Below are 20307 nucleotides of genomic sequence, written 5' to 3'. Positions count from 1 at the left end.
CATCGTGACGGGCGGCCGGCTCGGTTTCGTGACGTTCGCCGGTACCGTCCTGGGTCTCGCCCTGTTCGGCAGCCTGCTGGCGCCGCACGACCCCACCGCACCGCTGGGCGCGCCGTGGTCGCCGTCCGGCGGCGGAAACCTGCTGGGTACTGATGCCCTGGGCCGTGATGTGCTGTCCCGGGTGCTGGCCGGAGGTCGCCATCTGACCCTCACCGCCGGGGCGGCAGCCCTGGTGGCGGCAGCGATCGGCATCGCCGGCGGACTGCTGGCGGGGTGGCACGACGGGCCCCTGTCGCGGCTGCTGCACGCGGCAGCGGATCTGCTTCTCGCCGTACCCCTGCTGTTGATCGCCCTGGTTTTCGCCGTCACCCTGCCCGGCGCCGTGGCGGTGATCGCCGCGACCGTCTGCGGCGGGGCCCCGCTGACGCTGCGTATCGTCGGCGACGCGGTGCAGCAGGTGCGCCATGCCGGCTTCGTCGACGCCGCACTGGGCCGCGGGGAGTCCGGCCCGAGGATCCTGGGCCGGGAGATCCTCCCGGCGGTGGCCGCGCTGGCCGGTTCGGAGATCGGCGCCCGTTTCGTGGTGGCACTGCAACTGGCCGCCGCTCTCAGCCTGTTCGGGCTGGGGCCTGCTCCCCCGGCCCCGGATTGGTCCGCCATGATCCGGGAAAACGTGAGCGGCGCGGCCCTGAGCCCCGCCGCGCTGATCGCCCCCGCCATAGCTTTGGCAGTGCTCAGCCTGACCGTCGCCGTCGTCGGCAATGCCGCCGCCCGCCACGCCCGGCGGCCGCTGTGACGCGGGATGGCGGACTGGAGGTCAGCGGCCTGCGCGTCACCGGCCGCGGTGGCCGGACCGTAGGCATCTCCCCTGATCTGCACGCCGCGCCCGGCGAGGTGGTGGCACTGACCGGCCCATCCGGAGCGGGAAAGACGGTGTGGCTGGCCGCCGTCCTGGATGCCCTCGAACCGCCGTTGCGCCGCTGCGCCGGCACCGTACGGTGGCAGGGAGAAATCATCGCGCCGGGCGGTGCGGCACGTCGGTGGCGCCGCCGGCATACGGGGATCCTCGTCCAGGACGCCGCACAGTCGTTGCATCCGCTGCTGACAGCTGTCGCGTCGGTGGCCGAGACCGGGGTGGACACCAGTCGGGCGGCCATAACACTCGAACAGGTCGGCATCGACGCGTCCCTGCACGCCCGGCGGGTGCACCAGCTCTCCGGCGGGCAGGCGCAACGCGTCGCCCTGGCCCGGGCGCTCGCGGCCCGGCCGCCCCTGCTGATCCTCGACGAGCCGACCAGCGCGCTGGACAGCGCAGCGGCCCAGCTGGTGGCCGCCGCGGTCCGCGCCCGCCGCGGCGATCCGCGTTTCGTCACCCTGCTGGTCTCGCACGACAGGGACTTCGTCGCCACGGTCGCCGACCACGTCGTGGTGTTCGGGACGGCGCCATCAGCGTCGCCACCGGTACCGTCCCGCCGTCCCGCGGCAGGCGCCACGGTGCTCCGCGTCCACCATCTCCGCCTGGATCGTCCGGGTGGGCAGACTCCTCTGCTGCAAGCTGTCGATCTGACCGTCGACGCGGCCGAATGCGTCGCCGTGCTCGGTCCCTCGGGATCCGGAAAGACCACCCTGCTGCGCTCACTCGCGGGACTGCACCCCGTGACGGCCGGCCACGCGGAGCTCGCCGGAACCCGCCTGCCGTGGCCCGTCCGGCACCGTCCCTCCGCCCTGTTGCAAGCCGTCCAGTACGTCGGTCAGCATCCCGCCGACACGCTCAACCCCGCCCACCGGATCGCCACCGCCGTCGGCCGGCCGCTGCGTACCTTCCGGACCACCGACCGAGCCGGGCGCCTCGCCACCGTGAACGCCCTGCTCACCCGAGTCGGCCTCGACCCTGCGGTGGCGCGCCGCCGCCCCGCTGGGCTGTCCGGCGGACAGCGCCAACGGGTGGCGCTCGCCCGCGCCCTGGCGGCACAGCCCCGGTTGCTGCTCGCCGACGAGATCACCGCGGCCCTGGACCCGGCCTCCACGACGACAGTGCTGGATCTGCTCGGCGAGATGCGTCACGACGGGCTCGCCGTGCTGATCGCCACCCACGATCCCGCGGTCGCCAACCGCGCCGACCGTGTCCTGACGATCCGCGACCACGCCCTGCACCCACTGAAAGGAAGCCATGACCGACCCTAGAAACGAGTACGACGTCATCGTCGTCGGCGCCGGCGCGGCCGGCCTCAGCGCCGCGCAGGTGCTCGGCCGCCAGCAGCGCCGCACCCTGGTTCTCGACGGAGGGCCACCGCGCAACAGCCCCGCCGACGGCATCCACATGTTCCTCAGCCGCGACGGGTTCCCGCCGCTGGAACTGCTGGAGGCCGGCCGGCGTGAGCTGCATCCGTACCCCGGCGTCGAAGTCGTGACCGCTCGGGCCGCCGAGGCTGTCGGGAACATCGACGACTTCACCCTGACGTTGGACAACGGCGACCGGCACCGCGCTCGCCGTCTGCTCCTGGCCACCGGTCAGGTGGACCGGCCCTGGGCTGTCCCGGGCTTGCCGGAGCGTTTCGGGCGCAGCGTCATGCACTGCCCTTTCTGCCACGGCTGGGAGGCACGAGGCAAGAGCATCGTCGTGTTCGGCCGTGAGCCCGCTGAAGTGATGCTCGCCGCCTACCTCGCCGATCGGTACAGCAAGGAAGTCACCGTGGTGACGAACGGCCCGCACACGCTGCCCGAACCTGTTCTCGGCAATCTGCGCGGGCTGGGCATTCCCGTGGCCCAGGAGCCGGTCACGGAACTCACCGGCGAACTGGACGATCTCACCGTCCAGTTCGCTGACGGCAGCAGTACGCGATGTCAGGTGGCGTTTCACCGCGCACCCGTCGAACAGCAGACGTCGCTGGCGGTGCAGCTCGGTGCCGAGCTTCTTCCCGACGGCTACGTGCGGGTCGACGAGTTCGCCCGGACCACCGTCGCGGGTGTGTCCGCCGCCGGCGACCTCGCCCGGCTCCCGGCCCTACCCGACGGATTGACCCTGGTGAGCCAGGCTGCCGCCGACGGGGTCCGGGCCGCCGTCTGGCTGGAACAGGGTTTGTTCCGGGCGGCCCTTCCGGTGCCGCTCGGCTGACGGGTAGCGGTCGGTTCCCTTCGGTTCGGGAGCCGAACCGCCCCCCAATCGGATTCGGCCGGTCAGACCGGGGTCGCGTCCGGCATCGTTGCTGGTCAGTCAGTGACGCGGGCCGCACGGTAGACGCCCAGCCCGCACGGCTGCGCGGCGAGGCCCACCTCGGCCAGTTCGGCGAGCAGCGTCTGTTCGTCGAGGACGTACCACCGGTAGGTGGCCGCCGCCTCGCTGACAAGGTCACCCTTCTGGTCGCGAACGCCGTAGCGCATGTGCCACGCAACGGCTTCGGGGCCGTCCGGCTCGGCACGCCCCCCGCCCTCGTAGGTGCAGGAGCCGATCCGCACAGCGGCGAAGTCCGCATCCGGGATCGCCTCCACACGCGCGGGTGCTTGCAAATTCACCACCAAGGGGACCTCCGGACCCATCCGGTCGCCCAGCCGGCGCCACAATTGCCGGCGGTCGTCCGGGCCGAGGTGGCCGATCATGTTCATCGCGAGGACCCCGCCGATCGCGTCGGGCAACTGCGCCGTCTCGGCGCGCTGCGCGATGACGGAAACGTGTTCCGCCAACACCGGATCGTCGGCCAGCCGGGCGAGCAGCACTGCGCGCTGGACCAGGGACGGCTCGACGGCCAGAACGAATGCCGAGGGTGCCAGTTCGGCCAGCAGCAGCGTTCCCCGTCCGCTGCCCGCGCCGAGGTCGATCAGAGGGCCGACCGCCGGATCGATACCCCGTAGGGCGCTGGTGACCGGTTCGCGCAACGCCGCCCAGGCGTCGCGGCTGAGGATGTCGAGGAACTCACCGGAAGTGCTGTACTCGTCCGTCACAGCCCAACCTTATCGAGAATGAATATCGATTCGCATGTTAGATTCGGCCAGCCGAGCCCACCGCCGCCATGCCGCCGGAGGCCGTCGGCCCTGCACGGTCATGGGCCTCAGCCGACCCTCAAGCTCGGACAACCAGAAGCGCAGCCAGCGCCGCACAGTCCACGTCCGCGCCACCGCCTCCGGCCCCGGCAACCGGGCCAACTCCCAACCCGCCCGCTCCGTCTCAGCAAGGGTCGCAAACCCTGTACGGTGCCAATACCTGTCGCACCTGCAGTGAGCTGGGGCTTCATGGGAATAAGGCACCTTCGTGGTCATGGTCTTCCAGCTGATCTATCTGGTCGCGATCCGCCTGTTCGACGCTCTACTCCTCGCGACGCGCAGCGACCGCGCGGTGCTCGCGGAACTGCTGGCCCTGCGCCACGAGGTCGCGGTGCTGCGCCGTCAGGTCCACAGCCGACCACGACTGTCCTGGCCAGACCGGGCGATCCTGTCCGCGCTGGCCCGCCGCCTGCCCCGCACGGTCCGCATCCACCGGATCGTGACCCCGGCGACCCTGCTGGCCTGGCACCGCCGGCTGGTCCAACGCCGCTGGACCTACCCCCACTGCGGCAGCCGACCACCCGTCAGCGACGAAATCCGCGAGCTCATCCGCCGAATGGCCCGGGACAACCCCCGCTGGGACCACAAAAGAATCCAGGGCGAGATGCTCGGACCGGGCCACCGCGTCGGCCTCGGCACCATCCGCCGAATCCTGGCCCGTGGCCGCCCCCGGCCCCGCACCCCGCCAGACCGACACGTCTTGGCGAACGTTCCTGCGCGCCCAGGCCACCGGCCTGCTGGCCACCGACTTCTTCCACATCGATACCGTGTGGCTGCGCCGGCTGTACGCGCTGGTCGTCATGGAGATCGCCACCCGCCGGGTACACCTGCTCGGCGTGACCGAGCACCCGACCCAGCCATGGGTGACCCAGCAGGCCCGCAACCTGCTCATGGACCTCGGAGAACGCACCAACGACTTCCGGTTCCCAATCCGCGACCGCGACACCAAGTACGGGCGGACCTTCGACGCGGTCCTGACCGCAGACGGCATACGGGTGGTGAAGACGCCGCCGCGCACACCGAGGGCGAACTGCTTCGTGGAACGCTGGAGCCGCAGCATGCGCGAGGAGTGCACAGACCACCTCCCCATCTACGGCGAACGGCACGCCAGGACGGTACTGACCGAATACGTCCGACACTTCAACGATCACCGGCCGCACCAAGGCCACGGACAGGTGCCACCCAACCATCACCCGGGCGTCGCCGTGCCGATCGACGGCGTCGCTCGACGCCGACGGCGGCTGGGAGGAATCATCAACGAGTACCATCGAGCCGCCTGAACGAATCCTTGAACCCGCTGGTCAGCAGCCGGAATCTAGTTTTGGCACCGTACAGGGCTTTGTTCATCGCCGTACCGGTGATATTCATCCTGTCGGCCGACGCCGTCACCCCGGCCAGGCCCTTCACCCTCACCGTCCGCGAGCACGGACGCAGCCTTGCCCGGACGTTTCCCATGCCCGACGTGCACGCGGCGACGATGGCACCCATCGCCATCGCCTCACTGGCCGCGCTGGTCGGCCTGTTCGCCGTTCTCGACGCCCGCGACGGCGACCGCCGTGCGACGCTCGCCGGCCTGCGCCCCGGTGCGCTGCTGGCCGCTCGGCTCGGCGTACTCGCCCTGGCGGCGCTGCTCGCCACGGCCGTGTCGCTGGCCACCACCGCGTCATTCTTCAACGCCACCCGCTGGCCGACGTACGCCGCCGCCAACGCGCTCATCGCCCTCACCTACGGTCTGATCGGCGCCCTGCTGGCGCCTATCTTCGGCAGCGTCGGCGGGGTGTTCATGGCGTTCCTGCTGCCGTTCCTCGACATCGGCATCGTCCAGAGCCCGATGCTGCACCCCGAACCGGCCACCTTGGCGAACCTGCTCCCCGGATACGGCAGCTCCCGCGTCCTGCTCGACGCCGCGCTCACCCGCGGCTTCGACGAACTCACGCCACTGCTCATCGCCATCGGCTGGCTCGTAGCGCTCCTGATGATTGTCGCAGTCGTCTACCGGCGGACAACCGTACCGGCCGCCAGGCGTCGACAGGCGCGATAGACGTGGTCACCGCTGCTCAGGGGTGAGCTGCACACGACGCAGGGTCTGGGCGTTGAGGGCGACGATGATGGTGGAGGCGGACATGAGCACGGCGGCGGCTGCCGGGCTGAGCGCGAAACCGGCCCAGGCGAAGGCGCCCGCGGCCACGGGGATGGCAATGACGTTGTAGCCGGCGGCCCAGACCAGGTTCTGGATCATCTTCTGGTACGACGCCTTGGACAGGCGCATATTGCTGGCGACGCCGCGTGGGTCGGAGGAGGCGAGGATCACGCCGGCGGACTCGATCGCCACGTCGGTGCCGGCGCCGATGGCGATACCAACGTCGGCGCGGGCCAGGGCGGGGGCGTCGTTGACCCCGTCACCGACCATCGCCACGGTCAGGCCACGGGACTGCAGTTCGCTGACCTTGTCATCCTTATCGGCGGGCAGCACCTCGGCGAAGACCTCGTCGATGCCGGGGCGGAACCCCAGGTCGGCGGCAACGGCCGCCGCGACCGGCCGCGCGTCTCCAGTGATCATGGCGATCTTCTCCACGCCCAGTTCGCGTAGCTGCTCAATGGCCTCCCGCGCCTCGGGGCGCGCCTCGTCCTCAAGTGCGATCGCGCCGAGCACCTGCGGCACCCCGTCCAGCTTGACCAGATGCAGCACCGAGGCACCTCGCCCAGACCAGTTCTCGGCCGCCGCGGCGAGATGGTCGGGCACCTGGATCTGCTGTTCGCGTAGCAGGGCGGGCCCGCCGACCCCGTACCGGATGCCGTCGATGCTGGCCTGCACCCCCCGGCCGGGCAGCGACTGGAACTGCGTAGCGGCCGCCGGCTGTCCGCGCCCCTTGACCGCTTTGACGATGGCGCGGGCGAGGGGATGCTCGCTCTCGGCCTCGACACCGGCGGCCAGCCGCAACACGTCGTCCTCGCTGGTCCCGCCGGTGCCGGAGACCGCGGTGACGGTGTGTTCGCCCTTGGTCAGAGTGCCGGTCTTATCGAACAGGACGACATCGATGTCGCGCATCCGCTCCAGCGCAAGCCGGTTCTTGACCAGGATGCCATTGTTGGCAGCCAGCCCGGTGGACAGCGCGATCACCAGCGGGATCGCCAGGCCGAGCGCGTGCGGGCAGGAGATCACCAGCACGGTGATGGTACGGATCACCCCCTCGCCGACGTCACCGATAGCCACCCAGACAGCGAGGCTGAGCACGGCCACAGCGGTGGCGACGTAGAACAGCAGTGCGGCGAACCGGTCGGCCAGGTCCTGGGCACGCCCGCCGGCCGCCTGCGCCTCGGCGACCAGACGTTGGATGCCGGCCAGGGCCCTGTCATCCCCCACCGCGTCAATCTGGACCCGGATCGCGGAGTCGGTGGCCACCGAACCTGCGACAACCCGGGCCCCGACCCCGCGCGGCACCGGCCGGGACTCCCCGGTGATCATCGACTCGTCGACGTCGGCGCTGCCGTCGACGACGTGCCCGTCGGAGGGCACCCGCGCGCCGGGGCGGACCAGCACCACATCACTGACCTGCAGGTCGGACACCTTCACCCGCTGCACCCCGCCGTCGGCGCTGACGCGTTCGGCCTCGTCGGGCAGCAGTTCGGCCAGTGCGGCGAGCGCGCCGCGGGCCTGGCCGATGGCTTTCATCTCCTGCCAGTGGCCGAGCAGCATGATGGTGACCAGCGCGGACATCTCCCACCAGAAGTCCACGTCGAACACGCCCAGGCTGGTGGCGGCCGAGGCGAGGTAGGCCACGGTGATCGCCAGGCCGATCAGGAGCATCATTCCCGGCGCCCGGTCGCGGGCCTCCCGTACCGCACCAACCAGGAACGGCCAGCCACCGTAGAAGAACACGACCGAGCCCAGCATCGGCCCGACCCACGAGACACCGGGAACGTCCAGCGAGTAGCCGAGCGCGTTCATCACCAGCCGGCTGGTGAGCACGATCGGGATCGTCAGGACCAGGCAGATCCAGAACTTTCGGCGGAACGCCTCAGGGTCGTGACCGGCGTGCTTTTCGTGCCGAGGCCGTGGACCAGCATGATCGCCATGGCCGGCGTGTCCAGCACCGTGCGCCCGGCGGGGACCGCCACCGTGAACGCCGTGGCCGCCATGTCCACCCGCTTCTGCGCGACGGGTGTCACCAGCCGGCGTCTGGGGGCCGTGACCAGCCCTCTCCGGGGACGGCTTGCACTCGTCGCCATGACCCATAAGTCATCGCCTCCCGGACACAGTGTCACCGAACGGGAGGCAATGTGACGGTGGTTGGCGGCAGTTGGCGACGATTCCGGGTATGCGGGTCGAATGGTTTGGTTGATCCGTGCGCGGTCGACGTGATGAGCGACAGCGATACCAGCAAGCGCCGGCAGGCGAAGGTGTCGGCGGGGCCGGTGCGGCGTCACGGCACCGACAGCACGGCGACGGGCTGCGAGGACCATTCGGCCGGGCTCCGCCAGCCTCCTCAAGCCGCTGCTGAGCGTCCTGGCGGTCGGCTTCCTGGCATCGATCGCGGTTGAACGCGCTCCGGACCGGCCCAGGCGTATGCTTATGGTAGCTGGCTCTTCACAGAAGATGGCCACTTCTAGGCAGATCGAACTTCGTCGAGGATCGCTTGGGACGCTGGCGGCCTTGCGGTACGGAACGTCGGGATGCCTGACTGTGAGGCGCCGACGTCCGGCGTTATTCGTTGGTGGTCACCAACCGCACCCGGCCGGGCCGGGGGTGCGCAGCCGGTCGATCAGCGTCCTCTTCCCGTACAGCAGCCGTCGTCGGCGAGAGCCTCGGCCAGTCGTCGCACGACCGCATGAATAGGTTTCAGATCGGCTGAACAGGGGCATGCCGCGGCATGCGGGGGAACCGGTTCATCTATGCACTCCTGGCGGTAGGCGCCATCGGCATGTTCCTCGGACACGGCATATGGGCCATCTTGGGCCAGGACACGTTCATCGAGCTGATCACTGGCTCCTTCGATCACGTGTTCGGTGTGACCGTACCAACCGGCACCGCCACCGCCTGGCTGACGGGCATCGGCTGGCTCGACATCACGATCAGCATCTTCATCCTCCTCTTGCTGATCGGCGACATCCAGGGCAAGGGGCGTCTCTATGGGTTGGCGTACAGCGGGCTGGCGCTCGTCGTCTACGCATGGGCGGCGCTGTGGGGCTTCGTGACCGCGGCGGCCAGGGTTACCGCGAAGGGCGAGCTCATGCCAGAGCTGTGGGACGTTGTCGAACGAGCACCCAATTTCATGCTCCCCGCGGGGCTCACCTACCTCGTCTACCAGCATCGCTCCGAGCGCACCCGATCCGGCGTGACCTCGGGAAGGGCCGGATAGCCGGGACTGTTCAGCGTGTCGGTGCCTGTAGCGCTGGCATTGGATCGACTGCACCCGTCCGGGAACGCTGTCGAGTTCGGGTTGAACGAGCGCGAAAAATTCGCCGGCGGTGACGCCCGCGGTGGTTGCTGAAGGGGTGGAGTGGGCAAGAGGCGCCCGAATCCCCGTGGGGTCCGGCACGATGGGGGACGACGGGAGGGGCACGTCGTGGCGGAGGGGATGTCGGCAGTAGGCCGGTCATTGACGAATGCGCTCATGCGGGCTGGCGAGACCGCGCGGCGTGCGGCGCCGACTCTGATCGGCGGCTGCTGGCCGTGAGCTGCGGCGCGGCCCTGCACCATGCGCGCGTGGCGCTAGCCGCCGAAGGCTGGTCGGTGCGGGTCGAACGCCTGCCTGATTCTGCTCGCTCTGACCTGCTCGCCAACCTGATCGTGACCGGTCAGGTCCCGGCATCGGCTGACGCTGTACGGCTGGTTCGGTGTGTCCCGCAACGACGTACGGACCGTCGTCCGGTCAGGGACGAGGAGGCGCCGGCCGGGTCGGTGGACGCGATCGTGGCGGCCGCCACGGCGGAGGGTGCACGGTTGCAGGTACTCACGGACGACCAGGTGCTGGAGCTCGCCGCTGCGGCAGTGACAGCGGCCGCGGTGGAGGCGGAAGATCCGCAGTTGCGCGATGAGCTCCAGTATTGGACCAGCCGGGCGGCGGTAAGGGGCGCGGGGCTGCCGGCCGAGGTCCTGCCGGAGCGCGCTGCACAGACCACGGTGCCTGCCCGGGACTTCGGTCGTGCGGGCACATTGCCGATCGGTCCTGGGCACGATCGAGGCGCGGTCTACGCGCTGCTGGCTGTTCGGTGACGATGACGAACCCGAAAGCTGGCTGCGCGCGGGCGAGGCGCTGTCTGCCGCGTGGCTGACCGCCACCGATCTTGGCATGTCGATGGTGCCGCTCAGCGGGGTGGTCGAGGTGCTCGCCACTCGGCAGACCCTGCGGCGGGTCCTCGCCGGGCTCGGCTATCCCTACCTGGTGCTTCGGATAGGGATAGCCGACCCCGCGTATCCGGAGCCCTCCGGGCGTACCCCGCGGCTGCCGGCCGAACAGGTCATAGACACGAGCCCGGTGAGCGGCGGCAAGATGCGGTGATGACGGGCTTGATGACGTTCCAGCCGTACGTCACCGGCTGACGCTGGCGTGTCAACGCCGACCGGCCTCGTGATCAACAAACGGTTCACGGTTGGGTGACGTTCGACATCGACGGCTGCGGGAATTACGTTGTGCACGGGATTCGTGGTCCCGTGCCGGGTCGGTTCGTGACGGTTACCGGCGTCGCGCCGCGCTCTGGGCGACCGGAGGGGAACGACATCTGATGCATGGTTACGACGGATGGATGTGGCCGATGTGGGCCGCGATGATGCTGTTTTGGCTGGGCATTGTCGTGCTGGTGGTGTGGCTGGGGGTCCGCTTCGCCAGGCCCCATTCGGCGCGTGAGGACGGCAACAGCACCGCGCGGCGGATCCTGGCCGACCGGTACGCCCGTGGCGAACTGGACACCGAGGAGTACACGCACCGGCTGGAGAACCTGCGGTGACGCCGCCGGCCACCGCCCCTCACCCCGATGCCCTCTCGATCTCGGGTGCGGGTTTCAGGGGGACGGTCACGGTCTGACCGCTGCGGATCGTCGTCGGGGGTTGACCGGCGACGTGCACGGTGACCGGCGCGACGTTGCATGGTGAGGCGATGAGGGCGACGCCGTGCTGGGTGGCGGTGACGTGTATCTGGTGGCCGCGGTAGGTGAGCAGGGTGTGCAGTTTGGTGATCTGCTGCGGTAGCCGCGGGTTGACCCATAGGGCGTCTTCGCGGGTTTCCAGCCCGAGGTAGCAGCGTTCGATCAGGTCGAGGGTGCCGGCCATGGCGCCGAGGTGGATGCCTTCGCGGGTGGTGCCGCCCTGGGTGTCACGGATGTCGGCGGACAACGCCTCGGTGAGGCAGTTCCAGGAGGCGAGCCGGTCGGTGCGGGCCTGTACCCAGGCGTGGACCACCCTGCTGAGGGTCGATCCGTGGCTGACCCGGTTGACGTAGTGGTCGACGGTGCGGGGCAGTGCCTGCGGCGGCCACGGGTAGCCGAGTCCGGCGAGTAGGTCGCGTAACTCTTCTGCGGACAGCAGGTAGAGCAGCATGAGTACGTCGGCCTGCTTGCCGAGTTGGTATCGGTTGGGTGAGTCGCCCTCGTCGGCGAGGATGCGGTCGAGGCGGCTGATGTTCCCGTACCGCTCGACGTAGCCGGGCAGGTCGAACTCGTTCAGGTCGGCGTATCCGTCGAACTGGCTGATGATCTGCTGGCCGTGCCACGGCACGTACATGCGGGTGGTGATGTTCCGCCAGCGGGCCAGTTCGTCCTCGCCGATGCCCAGCGCGTCGGTGAGGTCCGAACGGTGGTGGCAGGCGAGCAGGTCGACGGCGTCGAGAGCGCGGCGCAGCAGCCACACCGTCATCACGTTGGTGTAGGCGTTGTTGGCCAGGCCGGGCACGTTGCGGCCGGGGTAGCCGTCGTGGAACTCGTCCGGGCCCATCACCCCTGTGATCTCGTACCGGCCGGTCGTCCGGTTCTCCTGGGCGAGGTCGGCGAAGAAGCGGGCGACCTCCAGCATCATCTCCGCGCCGTAGGTGCGCAGGAAGTCCAGGTCCCCGGTGGCCTGGTAGTACTGCCACACGGAATAGCCGATCGCGAGCCCGACGTGCCGCTGGAGGGCGGTGTGGTCCGGCATCCACCGACCGGAACGCGGGTCGAACACCTCGCTCGGCGTCTCCTCCCGGCCGTCGCTGCCGGACTCCCACGGGAACATCGCCCCCCGGCATCCGACGGCCGCCGCGGCGCGCCGCGCGGCGTCGAGCCGCCGCCACCGGTAGAGCAGCAGCGCGCGGCTGGCCTCGGGCAGGTGCAGCACGAGGACGCGGTGCACGAACACCTCATCCCAGAAGACGTGCCCCCGGTAGCCCTCCCCATGCAGGCCACGCGCCCCGACTCCCACGTCGAGATCGACCACGTTCGGCGAGGTCGTGGCGAGCAGGTGGAAGGTGTGCACGTTCAGCTCCAGCACCGGCGCTGCGCCGTCGGTGTGCATCTCGATGTGACTGCGTTCCCACAGCCGCCGCCACGCGGCCACCTGGTCGGTGAGCAGGTCGGGGAACCCGCCGGCCTGCGCCACCGCCTGTCGGGCCGCCGCTACCGGTTCGGCGACAGCACGGTCGCGGGAGGTGTAGTAGGCGGCGACCTTCTGCACCCGCACCGGTTGGCCCACGTGGATGGGGATGTCGTACGTCTCCTCCGGCCGGGCGACGGCCATCGTGACACGGCGTCGGGCGGCGGCCAGCACGCCGGCCACGAACACCTGCGTCCGGGTCGCCACGCCGACCTCTACCCGCGACTGGCTGGTCCGGGTGCACAGCCACAGCCCGGACGGGCTGTCGCGGCCCTGCCCGTCGGAGTGCAGATGCGCCCCGGCGAGGGGCGCGTACTGGGCGACCTGCGTGTTGGTGGCCCGCCCATCGACCGCCGAGCGAACGCGCAGGGTCCCTGACCAGTTCTCGGCCACGAAGGTCGTCTCCAGCGCGGCCAGGTGCGGTGCGGCCATCGACACCAACATCCTCGACACGACGGTCGTCGCCCGACCTCGGCCATCGACGTGGCGGTAGCGGCGGTGCAACACGCCGGCGCGCAGGTCCAGACTCTGCCGGTAGTCGGTGATCCCGGGCCCGTCGGGAACCACCCACCGGTCCCCGGCGCCGCGCCACCGCAGCACCAGCCAGTTCGGCAGGTTGACCAGGCTCTCGTCCTCATGCGTGTGGCCGTGGATCCGGCTGACAAGCCGGTTGAACAGCCCGGCGGCGTAGGTGCCGGGATAGTGCGCCGGGCCCGCGCTGGTCTCCGGCGCGGCACCCCGGCTGGCCAGGTAGCCGTTGCCAACGGTGCAGAGGGTCTCCCGAACCCTTCAGCGTCCGGATCGACGCCGATGTAGTCCAGCAGCCACCCCGCATGCTCGGCACCCGGTGCGGCCTGCGGGGACTGCCACCACCGACAGCCCATGGCGTCCCGGTCGATGGTGATGCGGTCCAGCCCGACGACTACCACGTCGGCGCCGGACGCGCGTAAGTCGGCCTCACGTCCGCCGCGCCGGTCAACGCCGATGACCAGGCCGAACCCGCCCCGGCAGCCCGCCTGCACGCCGGCCACGGTGCCGTGCACCACCGCGGCGCGCCCGGGATGAGCACCCAGCAGGTCCGCCGCGCGCAGCAGCACCGCCGGATCCGACCGGACCGGCCCTTCCGCCTCTGCGCCGTCCTCATCGACGACCGTGCTGAACAGCGTGTCCAGCCCGACCTTCGCCAACCGCTCACGGCCGCACCGGCTGGAGGCCACCGCCGTGGACAGGCCCAACTCCCGAAGCCGTTCGATCAAGCCCGCCGCGTCGGTGAACGTGGTTTCGGCGTCAACGCGGTCGCGGCCCGCCAGGGACGGGGGGTCGTCTCGCAGCACGACGCCGAAGTCGAACACGACCGCGTCGAGCCGTTCGACGGGCAGGCGGACCTCCGCCGGTCGGGCTTGACCGGTGTTACGGCCGGCCATCAGGTGGCCATCGCCGGTAGAGCAGGCAGCAGAGTCATGCCCTCAAAATCCCATGAAACGAGTCATACCGAACATGGTGCAGCCTTCGGGCGGGATGCTCCGCCCGCAGAGCGCCTACCTAAGTTGATCCCGTAGGTCATTCATGTCAGAAACATCCTGCAGCTGTTCGTCATGGATCTTCTGAGCCAGCTGCGCCGCCGCGCCTCCGTTTGGAGGCCAGCTCCATTCATGTCGGCCATCATGATGGCGGACATGTGATGACCGCTGAAGATGTCCAACCACTTCAGGTCGAATTCTCGACCTGAAAACTGCTTCAATTCGGTCATCTCCTGCTCGTTGAACCTGCTGAGGGGTTCCTCGGGCAGTTGCTGGCTCATGTTGCCGCTCTGCGCGATGGACTGCAGCTCCGGCAGTTCGGTCTGTTGATTTTGCAGTGAGCGCTGTGCCAGTTCCTTCACTCCGGGTGTTGTTGACTTGTTAAGAGCCATCTGTGCCAATTTGATTCCCTCCTGGCGGTGGGGCACCATCATGGCGGCGAACATGGCAGAAATGTGGGAAGTCGTCCCTGAAGGCGCCGGTGTTCCAGGGCTGCTCGTCAGGGCGGCCACAGCTCTTCCTATCCGTATAGGTTCCCCCGACGAAGACGGCGAGTGCAAGCAGGACTATTCCTGCCGACACCGCAACCACGACCGTAGTCCGCCTTTGTGTCACTTCTTACCCCCGTCTTACCCCGACGGTTCGCACTCCGGCGGGCGTCTTGCGGTGATGAACGCGCTAAAGGCATTCCGTTCAGAAACGGACCCGCCCCGTTCTACCCCCGCGCGACTCGTCCTAACGCTCCTCCAGAGCGCTGGCCCCTCGTCGGACGGGGTCCCTGGCCGCGCTCATCCCAGCCGCATGGAGAGCCGGTGGTGAGCTGCGCCCATCCGCGGACTTCCGCTCCCCGCACCCTGCGGGGGAGGTGCCGGGGTCCGGCGGAGTGGACGCACAGCTAGCTCCCGGCAGTCGCCCGCCCCTCCGGCCCTGGGCGCGCCCGGGCCGACCATCCCGGCAGCATCGGTCTTGGCGATGCATCGCGAGTTTCACTCATCGCAAGCATATTGCTACCTAACGTCTTGTTTGGCATCGGTAGGTCCACTATCCTGCAACAGGTGCTAAACGGACGGTTAAGTAGGCTTACGCGTCACTCATCCATATTCGCCGTCCTCTTTACCATAATGTGTATATTGCTCTGCATCGATCACAGTCATACTGGGCACCATCGAAGCAGTGTGAGTCGAGCGCATCTTGCGGCCCAGTTCGCCGGGTACCAGCATTCGGAGCAGCACCATCATCTCTCGATCCAATGCGGCCGGGCCGCGCCCACGCAGCGCCGGAATGCACCGGGTTCGCACGTCAAACTCGCGGACGCACACGCCCTCCCACTGTCAAACAACCAGGCAATGCTCACTCGCGTCCCGGAATGCCGCACACCTCAGAGAGCTGAAGCTGGCCGGCAGCGTCTCTTGATGAAATGCGTGGCGCGGAACTGACGATCAAGGCATCTTCATGTCATTGATCAGTCATTCACGCGAAAGGTCACACACCATGCAAGCCGTTATCGCCGCACGTCCACTTCCCGGTCCGGCACAACTCCTCGGGCACCCGACCGGCGCCCATCACACACCTGCGGGTTTGATAGGAAACACGCCGATCTTGTGGATCGGCCAACCGTTCACCTCTGCCGCCCGCGGCTTCTGGGCAAAACTGGAGGCGTTCAATCCCGGAGGCATCAAGGACCGCAGCGCACTGCACCTCGTGGGGCAGGCGCGCAATCGAGGTGATCTTAGCCCCGGAGCCATGATTGTCGAATCGACCAGTGGAACCTTCGGCTTGGGACTCGCGCTGGCAGCCAGCGCGTACAAGCATCCGCTCACGCTGGTGACCGATCCCGGCCTTGAACCGATCATGCAACGGTTGCTGACCGCCTCGGGGGCCACGATAAGCGTCGTCGACCGCCCACACCTACAGGGCGGGTGGCAGCAGGCCAGACGGGAGCGCGTAGGCGAGATCCTGGCCGCAACCCCCGGTTCATGGTGCCCGGACCAGTACAACAACCCGGACACCTTGCCCGCCTACGAGGGGCTCGGTCTGGAGCTCATCGCACAGCTGGGGCGCATCGACGTCCTGGTGTGCAGCGTCGGTACGGGTGGTCACTCCGCCGGTACGTTCGCGCCCATACGCCGGTACTTTCCACACGCCCGGCTTGTCGGGGTCGACACCATCGGCTCAACGATCTTCGGCCAGCCAGCGCGTCACCGGCTGATGAGAGGACTGGGCAGCAGCATCTATCCCCGCAACGTCCAGTACGGCTGGTTCAGCGAGGTCCACTGGGTGGCACCTGCCGAGGCCGTGTGGGCATCCAGGAAGCTCGCCGTGCACGGCTACGTCAGCGGCGGGTGGAGCGTTGGCGCCGTCACCCTCGTCGCCGCCTGGCTGGCGCGTACGTTGCCTTCCGACACCCGCATCGTGGCCGTCTTCCCAGACGGACCACAACGTTACTGGGACACCGTTTTCAATGACGACTACTGCCGACAGCACGACCTGCTTGGCACCGTACCGGCGGCTGAACCGGACAGCATCTGCGCACCGACCAGCCACGAGGTCCACCGGTGGACGCGTTGCACCCAGATCGTCGACCCCGGGCAGGGTGATCGATAATGCCGCGTATTCTCGGGCAATTCGGCTCCTTCGACCGGCCCGTACGGCTGCTCGTGATCAACCAGTTCGGCATCAACCTCGGCTTCTACATGCTGATGCCGTACCTCGCGAACTACCTGTCGGCACAGCTGCTGCTCGCCGGTTGGATCGTGGGTCTCGTCTTGGGCGTACGCAACTTCAGCCAGCAGGGCATGTTCGCCGTCGGCGGGAGCCTCGCCGACCGGTTCGGGTACAAGCCATTGATTATTGCTGGCTGCGCCCTGCGTACTGTCGGCTTTGCCCTTCTCGGGCTGGTCGATTCCGTGGCCGTCCTCGTCGTCGCGGCGGCAGCCACTGGGCTGGCCGGGGCGCTGTTCAACCCGGCGGTGCGCGCCTACCTGGCTGAGGACGCCGGCGAGCGGCGGGTGGAGGCGTTCGCGATGTTCAACGTCTTCTACCAGGCCGGCATCCTGGTCGGGCCGTTGGTCGGGCTCGCGCTGACAGCGGCTGATTTTCGCCTGACATGCCTCGTTGCCGCCACCGTGTTCGCCGTCCTGACTGTCGCACAGGCTCGTGCCCTACCCGCCCGCGGAGGGCGAAGGGGCGAGCCAGACGGCGCTGGGTTGCTCACCGGGATGCTGTCTTCCTGGCGGCAGGTACTGCACAACCGGCCGTTCATGCTGTTCACCGCAGCGATGGCCGGCTCCTACGTACTGTCGTTTCAGGTCTATCTCACGCTGCCCCTGGCCATCGAAGCGAACGCTCCCAGTCCGGCAGTGGAGAAGCTCGCTGTCGCGGCCATGTTCGCGGCCTCGGGTCTGCTCTCCGTCCTCGCGCAGATCCGGGTCACCGCCTGGTGCAGGCGACGCTGGTCACCACACAGCTCACTCACCTGGGGAGTCGCCCTGCTGGGCGCGGCGTTCCTGCCCGTAGCTGCGGCGAGCACCGGGCCGCCCACGCTCATCGTCGCGTCGGCCGTTCTCGCCGGGGCGATCATCGCCGTGGCGACGATGGTGGCGTACCCGTTCGAGATGGACATGGTGGTCACGTTGGCCGGCGAGGGCAGGATCGCCACGCACTACGGGGTCTACAGCACCATCTCCGGTGTCGCTGTCGCCATCGGTAACCTGCTCGCTGGCGGCGCAGTCGACTGGGCGCAATCCGCCCAGATGCCCATCGTGCTCTGGCTAGCGCTCGCGGCGCTCGGCGCTGCCTGCGGCACGGCAATCCTATGGTTGGGCAGGCGCGGCTGGCTCGGACCTGCGGCCCCCACGAAACAAGCGGCGGCTGTCGCCGCCTGAGTTCGGGGTACCGGTTCGCGGCAGCCGTTCACTGCCGCGAACCGGTACTGGCTGTCAGGGCATCGTCTCCCTACCATTGCCTGTTGCGGCGCACAGCCATCCGTTTCCGCCAGGGAATCACGACGATCATGGCCGCGACTACGGCGGCAGCGCCGATGCCAAGGCCGGTCAGCAGCGACAACGACAGCTTCTTCTCCTCAAGGGTGACAAGGCGGCCGACGGAAGCGCCGGCAGGCAGGGCGAAACCCCAGTCGAGCAGCGCTATTGCCTCTCCCAAGCTGCCCAGCGGCGCGGTCTCCGCTCCAAGCAGGGTCACCGCGAGCCGTCGGCCGTCGCGTTCGGCCACGCCGACGTACGTTTGCCGTGCCAGTGAGGTGAAGCCCGTCTTTCCGCCGAGCATGCCGGGGTAGCGGTCGAGCAGGGTGTTGTCGTTGGTGATCTCCAACGCCGGCTTTCCTCGTTGCGCCGGTACCGTCGCCTCCCTGGTCTGCATGTACCGCCGGAAGTCTTCCCGGGCGAAGGTGGCGCGGGCGATGAGCGCGAGGTCGTACGCGCTCGTGTACTGGCCGGGGCCGTCCAGGCCCGAGGGTGTCACGGCATGGGTTTGGTTCGCGCGCAGGCGCCGGGCTTCGTCGTTCATGGCGTCGACTCCGCCCTGCCTTCGATCGCCGCCGCCCACGCGGGCCAGCACGTTGGCTGCGTCGTTGCCCGATCTGAGGAGAAGCCCCTGCCACAGGTTTTCGATGGAGTACCGGCCGCCCGCGACCACTCCCATCAGCGAACTCGCCGGATCCAGATCGCCCAGATCCTCGCGTTTCACCTCGACGACCTGGCGTGGATCGAGGCGCGGCATCAAGGCGGCGGCCAGGAGCAACTTCTGGACGCTAGCGGGTGTTCGACGCTCGTGAGGGGCGCATCCGCCGAGGACCTCACCACTGTTGAGATCGGCCACCACCCAGGCGGTAGCGGTCACCGCTGGCGGCGTCGGCGCATCTCGGGGAGCGGCCAATCCTGCTGTGGCCAGCGCGTCCCCTCCGACTTTGCGGTGGGCGGGGTCGACCGGTGGCGGAGGCGGCGTGGCGGGCGGGGGTACCGGCGGCTCTACGGTGGGGCAGGGCACCTCCTGCGCGGCTGCCGCCCGCGTTGGCACGACGGCCACGGCCGGCACCACCAACACCGCACTTAGGGTCATCGCTGCAAGACGAAGGGTAATCACACCATTGGACGGTAGCCCTTAGCGGGGTGGGCGCGGTCGCGTTGGGAGAAGGAAGCCGCGATAACGGTCAGACGGGCGGTATTGCAAGTCGATGGCGCCCCCCGTGGTCGTTCTGTCGTCGGACCCAGTGTCCGCGGCGCGGCAAAGCTTCACCTCGCAGGGCAACGAGTGGACGACGCGGGTGGGCGTCCGCCGTTCCGAAGGAGGCCAGGGCGGACGTGATCTCCTCGCTGGCGTTCCTGACCACAACGTCCTGGTCGGCGGAGAAGCTACGGTCGAGTCTTCCGATGGTACGGCTTTCCGGGTTGGTGTTCAGGTCGACGACCGGCGCGTAGTTGAGGTTGACGCCGATCTTGGTGAGGCTGTCAAGCAGTCCACGAGGCACAATCCGGGGTGGCGGCGGGAGTCCATCGCGCCGATCTCAGCCTCCGACTTGTGGCCGGGAAGCCGTTGCTCGGGTTGAGCCGGGAGGTGTGGCCGCCTTCCTGGTCGATCGAAACGATGAGCCGACCCGGCGAGGACTCTTTCAGGATCCTCACTAGGGCGGTGACCTGGTCTGGTAAGCGAATGTTCCGCGCAGACCTCGTCTCCAGGTCCTGATCGAACAGGGTCACACCGCCGAGACCATCCCTGACCGCCTTGGATGATCCAGTCGTTGCCGTCCACCCGCTCCCCGCGGAAGCCGACGACCAGCAAGCTGGCGACCTTGCGGCGTAATGTCGCCTCATCCCCTGCCGATCGTCCGGCGCTTGTCTGTGGGGCGTCGGACGGGGCTGCGAGGTGGCACCGCTTGGCTCCAGGCCGTCAGTGCCGCCACTGCGGCCGAGCCCGCTCCGGCGAGCAGGAGCCGGCGGGGCAGACGGACATTGTTCACCTCCGCACGTTAAGCCTGACCTGTGTCTGCACGCCGGCGCCCAGGCCGACTTCATCCATCGGTGGGAGCCATCGCACAGCCAGCACCGGCGAGGGACCGGCCGTCGACACCAGCTCCCCATAAGAGCGACCGGCAATAGGTGTCATCTGAGTCTGCGAGTGGTGGGTCGGGCGTCCCAGCGGTAGAGGGTTCGGGCTCGAGTGATGAGTTGACGG

19 protein-coding genes and 2 pseudogenes are annotated in these 20307 nt (G+C 68.8%); 12 read left to right on the top strand and 9 right to left on the bottom strand.

Annotation, left to right across the window (positions count from 1 at the left end):
• Window positions 1–4 precede the first annotated feature (4 nt).
• From ACGFIZ_RS29965 to ACGFIZ_RS29955, 3 genes are read left to right on the top strand one after another with little or no spacing between them, the layout of a single operon-like run.
• Window positions 5–796 (top strand): ABC transporter permease subunit, encoded by a 792-nt coding sequence (locus ACGFIZ_RS29965; protein ID WP_393425264.1) that lies wholly within the window; start codon window positions 5–7, stop codon window positions 794–796.
• The gene (locus tag ACGFIZ_RS29960; RefSeq protein ID WP_393425261.1) at window positions 793–2184 is read left to right on the top strand and encodes an ABC transporter ATP-binding protein; all 1392 of its coding nucleotides are present in this window, start codon (window positions 793–795) and stop codon (window positions 2182–2184) included. Before ACGFIZ_RS29965 ends, ACGFIZ_RS29960 begins: the two co-directional genes overlap by 4 nt.
• Window positions 2171–3115 (top strand): NAD(P)/FAD-dependent oxidoreductase, encoded by a 945-nt coding sequence (locus ACGFIZ_RS29955; protein ID WP_393425258.1) that lies wholly within the window; start codon window positions 2171–2173, stop codon window positions 3113–3115. The genes ACGFIZ_RS29960 and ACGFIZ_RS29955 overlap by 14 nt, the downstream gene beginning before the upstream one ends.
• A 95-nt stretch (window positions 3116–3210) precedes the next feature.
• Here the strand turns inward: ACGFIZ_RS29955 and ACGFIZ_RS29950 are convergent, their stop codons facing one another.
• The gene (locus ACGFIZ_RS29950; protein ID WP_393425255.1) at window positions 3211–3939 is read right to left on the bottom strand and encodes a methyltransferase domain-containing protein; all 729 of its coding nucleotides are present in this window, start codon (window positions 3937–3939) and stop codon (window positions 3211–3213) included.
• A gap of 758 nt (window positions 3940–4697) precedes the next feature.
• On the opposite strand from ACGFIZ_RS29950, the gene ACGFIZ_RS29945 reads away from it, so the two are divergent.
• Both ACGFIZ_RS29945 and ACGFIZ_RS29940 read left to right on the top strand, forming a co-directional pair.
• Window positions 4698–5318 (top strand): integrase core domain-containing protein, encoded by a 621-nt coding sequence (locus ACGFIZ_RS29945; RefSeq protein ID WP_393425252.1) that lies wholly within the window; start codon window positions 4698–4700, stop codon window positions 5316–5318.
• 77 nt (window positions 5319–5395) lie between these two features.
• The gene (locus ACGFIZ_RS29940; RefSeq protein WP_393425249.1) at window positions 5396–6079 is read left to right on the top strand and encodes a hypothetical protein; all 684 of its coding nucleotides are present in this window, start codon (window positions 5396–5398) and stop codon (window positions 6077–6079) included.
• 6 nt (window positions 6080–6085) lie between these two features.
• Here the strand turns inward: ACGFIZ_RS29940 and ACGFIZ_RS29935 are convergent, their stop codons facing one another.
• Together ACGFIZ_RS29935 and ACGFIZ_RS29930 are read right to left on the bottom strand one after the other, a co-directional pair.
• Complete coding sequence (locus tag ACGFIZ_RS29935; RefSeq protein ID WP_393425246.1) at window positions 6086–8008, bottom strand: copper-translocating P-type ATPase; 1923 nt, start codon at window positions 8006–8008, stop codon at window positions 6086–6088.
• Window positions 8009–8019: 11 nt separating this feature from the next.
• The gene (locus tag ACGFIZ_RS29930; protein ID WP_393425243.1) at window positions 8020–8208 is read right to left on the bottom strand and encodes a hypothetical protein; all 189 of its coding nucleotides are present in this window, start codon (window positions 8206–8208) and stop codon (window positions 8020–8022) included.
• Between the two features lie 701 nt (window positions 8209–8909).
• Between ACGFIZ_RS29930 and ACGFIZ_RS29925 the strand changes: the two genes are divergently transcribed.
• From ACGFIZ_RS29925 to ACGFIZ_RS29910, 4 genes are all read left to right on the top strand, one after another.
• The gene (locus ACGFIZ_RS29925; RefSeq protein ID WP_393425240.1) at window positions 8910–9398 is read left to right on the top strand and encodes a hypothetical protein; all 489 of its coding nucleotides are present in this window, start codon (window positions 8910–8912) and stop codon (window positions 9396–9398) included.
• A gap of 347 nt (window positions 9399–9745) precedes the next feature.
• Window positions 9746–10255 carry a hypothetical protein gene (locus ACGFIZ_RS29920; protein WP_393425237.1) on the top strand — a complete coding sequence of 170 codons (510 nt, stop codon included), beginning with the start codon at window positions 9746–9748 and terminating at the stop codon, window positions 10253–10255.
• 76 nt (window positions 10256–10331) lie between these two features.
• A complete protein-coding gene (locus ACGFIZ_RS29915; protein ID WP_393425234.1) occupies window positions 10332–10541 on the top strand; it encodes a hypothetical protein in 210 nt (69 codons plus the stop codon).
• A 265-nt stretch (window positions 10542–10806) separates the two neighbouring features.
• Window positions 10807–10986, top strand: coding sequence for an SHOCT domain-containing protein (locus tag ACGFIZ_RS29910; protein ID WP_393425231.1), 180 nt, complete (start codon window positions 10807–10809; stop codon window positions 10984–10986).
• 19 nt (window positions 10987–11005) lie between these two features.
• On the opposite strand, the gene ACGFIZ_RS29905 is transcribed toward ACGFIZ_RS29910, so the two are convergent.
• Both ACGFIZ_RS29905 and ACGFIZ_RS29900 read right to left on the bottom strand, forming a co-directional pair.
• On the bottom strand, window positions 11006–11308 hold the full coding sequence (locus tag ACGFIZ_RS29905; protein WP_393425285.1) for a glycosyl hydrolase family 65 protein: 303 nt from the start codon (window positions 11306–11308) through the stop codon (window positions 11006–11008).
• Window positions 11306–13375: pseudogene (locus ACGFIZ_RS29900) on the bottom strand (glycoside hydrolase family 65 protein); the annotation flags it as partial. The pseudogene ACGFIZ_RS29900 and the gene ACGFIZ_RS29905, both read right to left, overlap by 3 nt.
• Window positions 13376–13659: 284 nt before the next feature.
• Here ACGFIZ_RS29900 and ACGFIZ_RS29895 point away from each other — a divergent pair.
• Window positions 13660–14157: a hypothetical protein gene (locus ACGFIZ_RS29895; RefSeq protein WP_393425228.1), complete on the top strand. Its 498-nt coding sequence runs from the start codon at window positions 13660–13662 to the stop codon at window positions 14155–14157.
• Window positions 14158–14162: 5 nt separating this feature from the next.
• On the opposite strand, the gene ACGFIZ_RS29890 is transcribed toward ACGFIZ_RS29895, so the two are convergent.
• Both ACGFIZ_RS29890 and ACGFIZ_RS29885 read right to left on the bottom strand, forming a co-directional pair.
• On the bottom strand, window positions 14163–14564 hold the full coding sequence (locus tag ACGFIZ_RS29890; RefSeq protein WP_393425225.1) for a DUF305 domain-containing protein: 402 nt from the start codon (window positions 14562–14564) through the stop codon (window positions 14163–14165).
• Window positions 14565–15209: 645 nt separating this feature from the next.
• The gene (locus ACGFIZ_RS29885) at window positions 15210–15356 is read right to left on the bottom strand and encodes a hypothetical protein (RefSeq protein WP_393425222.1); all 147 of its coding nucleotides are present in this window, start codon (window positions 15354–15356) and stop codon (window positions 15210–15212) included.
• A 253-nt stretch (window positions 15357–15609) separates the two neighbouring features.
• Here ACGFIZ_RS29885 and ACGFIZ_RS29880 point away from each other — a divergent pair, with 253 nt between their 5' ends.
• The gene (locus tag ACGFIZ_RS29880; protein WP_393425219.1) at window positions 15610–16722 is read left to right on the top strand and encodes a PLP-dependent cysteine synthase family protein; all 1113 of its coding nucleotides are present in this window, start codon (window positions 15610–15612) and stop codon (window positions 16720–16722) included.
• On the top strand, window positions 16722–18002 hold the full coding sequence (locus tag ACGFIZ_RS29875; protein WP_393425216.1) for an MFS transporter: 1281 nt from the start codon (window positions 16722–16724) through the stop codon (window positions 18000–18002). The genes ACGFIZ_RS29880 and ACGFIZ_RS29875 overlap by 1 nt, the downstream gene beginning before the upstream one ends.
• Window positions 18003–18189: 187 nt before the next feature.
• On the opposite strand, the pseudogene ACGFIZ_RS29870 reads toward ACGFIZ_RS29875, so the two are convergent.
• Together ACGFIZ_RS29870 and ACGFIZ_RS29865 are read right to left on the bottom strand one after the other, a co-directional pair.
• Window positions 18190–19194 (bottom strand): annotated as a pseudogene (locus ACGFIZ_RS29870) (D-alanyl-D-alanine carboxypeptidase family protein); the annotation flags it as partial.
• Window positions 19195–19285: 91 nt separating this feature from the next.
• Window positions 19286–19603, bottom strand: a complete 318-nt coding sequence (locus tag ACGFIZ_RS29865) for a glycoside hydrolase family 3 N-terminal domain-containing protein (RefSeq protein ID WP_393425213.1) — start codon at window positions 19601–19603, stop codon at window positions 19286–19288.
• Between the last annotated feature and the right edge of the window lie 704 nt (window positions 19604–20307).

The organism is Micromonospora sp. NPDC048830 (assembly GCF_043198215.1).
Taxonomy (GTDB): Bacteria; Actinomycetota; Actinomycetes; order Mycobacteriales; family Micromonosporaceae; genus Micromonospora.
The sequence above is the reverse complement of the archived record's forward strand: the minus strand, read 5'-3'. Positions and strand labels throughout refer to the sequence as shown.